Raw genomic sequence first — 7,852 nt, forward strand, 5'->3', positions numbered from 1 at the left:
AATAGTCTAGTGATGATGGCAAAGAGGTCACACCCGTTCCCATACCGAACACGGAAGTTAAGCTCTTTAGCGCCGATGGTAGTTGGGGGCTTCCCCCTGTGAGAGTAGGACGTTGCTAGGCTCAAAAAGTCATTGCTGATTCAGTCGGTAGTGGCTTTTTTATTTCGTTGTAAACATTTTTGACCTTTCCATTTTGTATAGAAATTCAATAAATAACTTGTATATTTTACTGATATCAGTATAATAATAAATATATGTAAAATGGTATTTATGATCGTTCCGAAGTAGCTCAGTGGTAGAGCAACCGGCTGTTAACCGGTTGGTCGTAGGTTCGAGTCCTACCTTCGGAGCCATTTTTTTTTTGCAAAAAATTTTTACTAAAAGTATTTTTGGATTATTTACTAGAAAATAGATAGACATAAATTTTTAACAAAAACTTTTAAAAATAGTTGCATTTACTAATTAATAGTGGTATTATAAATCTTGTCTTGTTTAAGAATTGTAAAGGCCCGTTGGTCAAGTGGTTAAGACACCGCCCTTTCACGGCGGTAACACGAGTTCGAATCTCGTACGGGTCACCAAATAAATTAAGAAATAAAAAATTATCACTTCTAATTATGGAGGATTAGCTCAGCTGGGAGAGCACCTGCCTTACAAGCAGGGGGTCGGCGGTTCGAGCCCGTCATCCTCCACCATAAGTGTTAATTTGGAGGGGTAGCGAAGTGGCTAAACGCGGCGGACTGTAAATCCGCTCCTTCGGGTTCGGCGGTTCGAATCCGTCCCCCTCCACCATTTTGGGGTATAGCCAAGCGGTAAGGCAACGGATTTTGATTCCGTCATGCCCAGGTTCGAATCCTGGTACCCCAGCCATTTTTTAATATACATAAAATGAAATAACGTCATAATATTAATTCTAATCCCAATCCTTTACTCAAACGAGTAGGGGATTTTTTTATGCCTTTAAAAATTTATATGGTTATAGAATCGATCCTTCTAAAAATAACTGAATAATATTAAATGAATAAATATTCAATATTTTGTTGAGTTGAGCCATTTTAATATTCAATATAAAATATAAGGAATTCAACAGGGGGGATAGATATGAGAAAAAGTGAAGTTTCCATTATAGGGGTACCATCAGATTATGGACAATTACGCCGTGGGGTAGATATGGGGCCAAGTGCAATTCGTTATGCTGATGTTGTAGAAAGATTAGAAAATCTCGGTTATGAAATAAAGGATGAGGGCGATATATTAGTTAAAAAGGGGACAGTCCCATCCCAACTAGGAACTAATCTAAAAAATTTAAAAGAAGTAATTGAGGTATGTACAAAACTATCCGTTAAAGTACAAGAAGTAATAGATAATGGGAGATTTCCATTAGTTTTAGGTGGAGATCACAGTATAGCTATTGGAACATTAGCTGGTTTAGCTACAAAGTATAAAAACTTGGGAGTAATATGGTATGATGCCCATGCGGATATTAATACACCAGAAACTTCTCCATCAGGTAATATCCATGGAATGCCTTTGGCGGTTAGTTTAGGATTGGGAGATAATCGGTTAGTTGAAATTGGGGGATTTGCACCGAAAATCAAGCCTGAAAATATTGTTATTATAGGTGCACGGTCTGTTGATCCAGGGGAACGAGAGCTAATAAAAAAATTAGGAATTAAAGTTTATTCAATGCATGAGATCGATCGTCTAGGTATGACGAAAGTAATTGAAGATACGATTTCCTATTTAAAAGAGCGTCAAGTTGACGGAGTCCATTTATCACTTGATTTAGACGGAATTGATCCTTTATATACACCAGGTGTAGGTACAGCTGTACCGGGAGGAATTACATATCGGGAAAGTCATCTCGCAATGGAGATGTTAGAGGAAGAAGGATTTATTACATCAGCAGAGTTTGTAGAAGTAAATCCTATTTTAGATGAACGAAATAAAACGGCAGATGTAGCCGTTGCTTTAATGGGTTCACTATTTGGTGAAAAACTAGTATAAGGAAGTATTTTCGCCCAGTATTGAGGATAATAATACCAAATAAGTCATTTTAAGGCATAAAAAATTTTGATATAATATTAAATGTCATGAAACTTTTTCGGTGGATAGACGTAAATAATAATAAGCCTAAAAGGTGGAGAGGGAATACACAAATGGATGCGTTAGTGAACAAAAGAATAAAGCAAGTGCTAAAAGGTGATCAAAACGCATTTTCAGATGTTGTGAGCCTCTACCAGCACAAGTTATATCAAATATGTTATCGTATGCTTGGGAACAAACAAGAAGCGGAAGATATTGCGCAAGAAGCGTTTGTTAGGGCATACATAAATCTTCATACATTCGATCAAAAAAGAAAATTTTCAACATGGTTATACCGTATTGCAACAAATCTTTGTATTGATAGAATTAGAAAGAAGAAGCCAGATTATTATTTAGATGCAGAAGTTCCAGGAACGGACGGACTTGATATGTATTCACATGTTCCTGCATCTGACCAATTGCCGGATGAAACGGTAGAAAAAATGGAATTACAAGATCGAATACAATATGAAATCAGCAGATTACCTGATAAATATCGATCGGTAATCGTATTAAAATATATAGAAGAGTTGTCGCTGCAAGAAATAAGTGAAATTCTAGATATGCCTTTAGGAACAGTTAAAACAAGAATTCATCGAGGGCGCGAAGCTTTAAGAAAGCAATTAAACAATCTGTAGGAGGGGTAAAGCATGAGTACGTGTCCACAATACATTGTTGACTATATGCACGAATACTTAGATGGCGACATCAGTCGTGAACATGAACAACAGCTAAAAAAACATTTGCAAGTGTGCTCTGACTGTCAACAACATATGCACGAGTTAAGTGACACGATTGCTTTTGTTAAGAGTGCAGCGCATATTACAGCACCTCCACATTTTGAGGAAATGGTAATGAAGCGTTTGCCGAAACATAAAAATCGGGTTGGCGTACAAAGATGGTTTAGACAACATCCGATTATTGTTGCAGCTGCTGTATTCTTCTTGTTCATGAGTGCTACTTTATTAAGTAGTTATCCTACTGATGAATTTTCATTCACTGCCAAACCGAATTTAATTGTAGATGGGCAAACAGTTATTGTCCCAGAAGGTGAAGTTGTTGAAGGTGACATCGTTGTGAAAAATGGTGATATTGTCATCGAAGGAGAAGTAAAAGGAAATGTGACGGTTATAAACGGACAATATATGGCTTCTACTTCGGTCGTTACCGGTCAAATTGAAGAAATTGATCAAGTATTTGAATGGCTATGGTATGAAATAAAAGATACGGCAAATGATTTCATGGCTTTATTTGAAAAATAATAATTAAATGAATGGATTATTTTATATAAGTAAATAAATATGTTAAAGTCTGCTCATTGGAGTAGACTTTTTTCTTGATGAAAGCTTTATAAGGGGAAAATATGATATACTGTTTTTAATGATTTCATGGCTCATTTTGAGCAGAATTCCAATTTTTTAATAAGAAAAATTCTCTCTAGTCCTTTTTATTTTTTTATAAAAATAAAAAATAGGTATATTTTAATAAATATTCTATACTCACGTAATAACGTAATAACTTCGTGACGTCATTGATATACATGAAATAGCAAGAAAAAGTGGGGGATGCCACGTGCAGATTATTGAGCAGTTTACAGACATTACGCCTGTAAATATTGTGTTTAGTTTTTTGGACGTACTATTAGTATGGTACGTAATTTATAAATTGTTAACCCTCATTAAAGGAACGAAAGCTGTTCAGTTATTAAAGGGAATTTTTGTTATCATTATCGCCAGATTTGCTACTGTTATTTTTGGCCTTGATACCCTCGGATGGTTACTACAAGAAGTAATCGATTGGGGATTTTTAGCGATTATCATTATCTTTACACCTGAAATTCGAAGAGCGTTAGAACAACTAGGTAGGGGGAAAATATTTCAACGTTCAACGAGTCAATTAGAAGATGAACAAACACGTTTAATTGAAGCGATGAAAAAATCGGTTAGCTATATGGCTAAACGACGAATCGGAGCGCTTATTTCTATAGAGAATGAAACAGGTTTAACAGAATATATTGAAACCGGTATTAAGTTAAATGCTGAAATTACTTCAGAACTATTAATTAATATTTTTATTCCAAATACACCGTTACATGACGGAGCTGTTATTATACAAAAAGATAAAATTATCGCAGCTGCATGTTATTTACCATTGTCAGAAAGTACGTTTATATCAAAAGAACTAGGTACAAGGCACCGTGCTGCAGTTGGTTTAAGTGAAGTAACGGATGCGATCACAATTGTCGTATCAGAAGAAACAGGGGCAGTTAGCCTCACTCGGAATGGAAACTTATATCGTAATTTAACAATTGAGGAATTTGAAGCTCAGCTAAGGAAAATGTGGTTTGGCCCTCAACAGGATTCAGAAATAACCTCTAAGTGGACTTGGGGGGGAAGAAAGAATGGATAAATTATTTGATAGTCACTGGGCTCTAAGAGTTGTAGCCCTTATACTTGCTATTTTGCTGTTCTTTTATGCGAAGGCTCAACTTGATAGTGGACAATCTACAGGTATAAATCCCGAAATGGATATTATTACGGACGTTCCCCTTGAAGCCTATTACGATTCGGAAAACTTAATTGTGTCAGGACTTCCAGAGACCGTTGATGTAAAGATTGAGGGACCAAGACAACTTGTCCTTGAAGCAAAATTACGAAAAGACTTTAAAGTGTTTGTGGACTTAAATTCGTTGTTAATTGGTGAACATACAGTTACAATTCAACATGAAAATTTATCGGAGAAACTTGATGTTACCATCGACCCAAAAGTAGTAGATATTGTAATTGAGGAAAAAGTCACGAAAGAAGTAAGTGTAGACCCGGAACTTAATAGTGGTCTTATCGCAGAAGGTTATGAGCTAACGGATATGAGTGTTGAACCAAGTACAGTACTTGTTACAGGTGCTAAAAGTATTATTGACAGTATCAGTTATGTTAAAGCTACTATTAATGCAGAAGAAGGTATAAATGCTTCCTTTGAACAAGAAGCAGATGTTAAAGTGTTGGATAGTAGCTTGAATAAACTAGATGTCATTATTGAGCCCACCACTGTTAATGTAAAGGTGAATGTAAGAGCTTATAGTCGTGAAATACCAATCGTTGTTCGACAGACAGGAACACCTATGGAAGGTGTCACCATTAACAGTTTATCGTCAAAAATAAAAACAATTGAAGTGTTTGGTCCAAAAACAATGATTGACCCATTAACCCAATTAGAAGTAGAATTTGACGTATCAGAAATTACAGAGTCTGGTGTTTATGATGTGGATTTAGTTTTACCAAAGGGTGCAACGAAACTTTCGGCTAAATCCATAGAGGTACAAGCTAACGTAACAAAAACAACGACAGAACCCGAGGAAGAAACTCCTGACCAACCAGAAGAAGAACTACCTGCTTCGGGGGAAACAAACACTAGTGATACAAATACTAGTGAATCAAATGATGAAGATACAAATACTGGTGAAACAGATACTAATCAAACTCCAGAAGAAACACCATCTGATGAAGGTAATACAACAGAATAAGTAGTGTGAAATGAAAACAATTATAGATCATTCATTGCAGAGATATAAATCATATAAGATCTCAATTTTGAAGCATAGAATGTCTAGCATTGAAGGAGAGAAAAAGTAATGGGAAAATATTTCGGTACTGATGGCGTGCGTGGTGTCGCCAATTCAGAGTTGACGCCTGAACTAGCGTTTAAGCTAGGTCGTGTTGGAGGTTACGTATTAACTAAACATGCAACAGAGCGTCCAAAAGTAATTATTGGACGAGATACACGCATATCAGGGCATATGTTAGAAGGAGCATTAGTTGCAGGTCTACTATCCATTGGGGTAGAAGTAATGCGACTAGGTGTTATTAGTACACCAGGTGTAGCTTATTTAACACGTGTAATGAACGCAGCTGCAGGTGTAATGATTTCCGCTTCTCATAATCCAGTTGCTGATAACGGTATTAAATTTTTCGGACCTGACGGCTTTAAATTAACAGATGCACAAGAAGCTGAAATAGAAAACATACTTGATATGGAAGAAGATACATTACCACGCCCTATCGGAGGCGATTTAGGTACAGTAAGTGATTACTTCGAAGGTGGTCAAAAGTATCTTTCATATTTAAAACAAACTGTGGATGAAGATTTCCTAGGTTTACATGTTGCACTTGATTGTGCCCATGGAGCTACTTCTCAACTAGCAACTCATTTATTTGCGGATTTAGAAGCTGATATCTCTACGATGGGTTCTTCGCCGGATGGCTTAAACATTAACGAAGGTGTAGGTTCAACTCACCCTGAAAAACTAGCCACATTAGTACTTGAACGAGGTGCAGATGTTGGACTAGCATTCGATGGAGATGGCGACCGTTTAATCGCTGTAGACGAAAAAGGTCAAATTGTTGATGGTGACCAAATTATGTTCATCATCGGTAAATATTTAAACAGTAAAGGTCGCTTAAAGAAAAATACAGTAGTGTCAACTGTCATGAGTAATTTAGGCTTCTACAAAGCACTTGGGGAAAACGGAATGTCAAGTGTGAAAACAGCGGTAGGAGATCGCTATGTTGTAGAAGAAATGCGAGCAAATGATTATAACCTAGGTGGAGAACAATCTGGACACATCGTGTTCCTAGATTATAATACAACTGGTGATGGCTTATTAACTGCGATTCAACTTGTTAACATTATGAAAGCAACGGATAAACGTTTATCTGAACTGGCTTCTGAAATGACCGTGTTCCCACAACGGCTTGTAAATGTTCGTGTTGTCGATAAACATGCTGTTACTCAAAATGAAAAAGTGGCAAAAGTAATTGCCGAAGTAGAAGCGGCAATGGGAGGAAATGGACGTGTCTTAGTTCGTCCTTCGGGTACGGAGCCTCTTGTACGTGTAATGGTTGAGGCAGCTACAGAAGAAGAATGTGAAAGCTACGTTAACCGAATTGCAAACGTCGTTCGTGAAGAATTAGGATTAACAGATTAAAATAAATATAGCCAGTAGATAAGCTGTAAATTTCTTAACAGTGGATTTACTGGCTTTTTCTATGGCCGAGGCTTTTTTCGTTTATTTGTGCAAAAAATCGGCTATAGTATAGTTGAAAGGAGTGTGTGTAAAATGGCTAAAGTAGCTACATTAATTACTGATTTGTTTGAGGATATTGAATATACAAGTCCTAAGGAAGCATTAGAAGAAGCAGGTCATACCGTAGTAACCATTGATAAAGTTGGAAACAAAGCGGTCCGAGGTAAACAAGGTGAAGTTCGAGTAGAAATCGACTATGGAATCGACGATGTAAATGCAGATGATTTTGATGCATTATTTATTCCAGGGGGCTTCTCGCCAGATTTATTACGAGATGATGATCGGGTAGTTGCCTTTGCGAAGAAATTTATGACAGATATGAAGCCTGTCTTTGCCATCTGCCATGGTCCACAGCTTTTAATTACTGCTCGTTCATTGGAAGGACGAGATATTACTGGTTATAAATCCATTCAAGTAGATTTAGAAAATGCGGGTGCTAACTTCCATGACCAAGAAGTTTTTGTTTGCCAAAAACAACTTGTGACAAGTCGTACACCAAAGGATTTACCAGCCTTTAACCGCGAAATTGTTAATTTATTAAAAGAAAAAGAATTATAATCAATAAAAGAGGCTGGGACATAACTAGCTTCAAATAGTGGGAAAGGTGAATTTGAGGAAACTCAAATTCACCTTTCTCTATTTTTGTATGTAAATTCTTTTTTTCTTTAGTTAATGGCCATGAAT

General features: G+C 36.6%; 7 protein-coding genes, 5 tRNA genes and 1 rRNA gene. All 13 read left to right on the forward strand.

What is annotated here, in order from left to right:
- The first annotated feature begins 5 nt into the window (after nt 1-5).
- The 13 genes from rrf (at nt 6) to EC501_RS17810 (ending at nt 7,726) form a co-directional block, all read left to right on the forward strand.
- Nucleotides 6-121, forward strand: a 5S ribosomal RNA gene (gene rrf / locus EC501_RS17750).
- 157 nt (nt 122-278) lie between these two features.
- A tRNA-Asn gene (locus EC501_RS17755) sits at nt 279-353 on the forward strand.
- A gap of 153 nt (nt 354-506) precedes the next feature.
- A tRNA-Glu gene (locus EC501_RS17760) sits at nt 507-581 on the forward strand.
- A gap of 38 nt (nt 582-619) precedes the next feature.
- A tRNA-Val gene (locus EC501_RS17765) sits at nt 620-695 on the forward strand.
- 13 nt (nt 696-708) lie between these two features.
- Nucleotides 709-792: transfer RNA gene (locus EC501_RS17770), tRNA-Tyr, on the forward strand.
- Nucleotides 793-795: 3 nt separating this feature from the next.
- Nucleotides 796-870 (forward strand) — tRNA-Gln (locus EC501_RS17775).
- Between the two features lie 231 nt (nt 871-1,101).
- A complete protein-coding gene (gene rocF, locus EC501_RS17780) occupies nt 1,102-2,007 on the forward strand; it encodes an arginase (protein ID WP_122973674.1) in 906 nt (301 codons plus the stop codon).
- Nucleotides 2,008-2,159: 152 nt separating this feature from the next.
- Nucleotides 2,160-2,723 (forward strand): RNA polymerase sigma factor SigW, encoded by a 564-nt coding sequence (sigW, locus tag EC501_RS17785; RefSeq protein ID WP_122973675.1) that lies wholly within the window; start codon nt 2,160-2,162, stop codon nt 2,721-2,723.
- Between the two features lie 12 nt (nt 2,724-2,735).
- Nucleotides 2,736-3,347 carry an anti-sigma factor family protein gene (locus tag EC501_RS17790; protein ID WP_122973676.1) on the forward strand — a complete coding sequence of 204 codons (612 nt, stop codon included), beginning with the start codon at nt 2,736-2,738 and terminating at the stop codon, nt 3,345-3,347.
- A gap of 310 nt (nt 3,348-3,657) precedes the next feature.
- On the forward strand, nt 3,658-4,494 hold the full coding sequence (cdaA, locus tag EC501_RS17795) for a diadenylate cyclase CdaA (RefSeq protein ID WP_122973677.1): 837 nt from the start codon (nt 3,658-3,660) through the stop codon (nt 4,492-4,494).
- Nucleotides 4,487-5,608, forward strand: a complete 1,122-nt coding sequence (locus tag EC501_RS17800) for a CdaR family protein (protein ID WP_122973678.1) — start codon at nt 4,487-4,489, stop codon at nt 5,606-5,608. The genes cdaA and EC501_RS17800 overlap by 8 nt, the downstream gene beginning before the upstream one ends.
- Before the next feature lie 108 nt (nt 5,609-5,716).
- Nucleotides 5,717-7,069: a phosphoglucosamine mutase gene (glmM, locus tag EC501_RS17805; RefSeq protein WP_122973679.1), complete on the forward strand. Its 1,353-nt coding sequence runs from the start codon at nt 5,717-5,719 to the stop codon at nt 7,067-7,069.
- A gap of 132 nt (nt 7,070-7,201) precedes the next feature.
- Entirely contained in the window at nt 7,202-7,726 is a 525-nt protein-coding gene (locus EC501_RS17810; protein ID WP_122973680.1) for a type 1 glutamine amidotransferase domain-containing protein, read from the forward strand.
- The last annotated feature ends 126 nt before the right edge of the window (nt 7,727-7,852 follow it).

It is taken from the genome of Lysinibacillus halotolerans (genome assembly GCF_003711845.1).
Taxonomy (GTDB): domain Bacteria; phylum Bacillota; class Bacilli; order Bacillales_A; family Planococcaceae; genus Ureibacillus; species Ureibacillus halotolerans.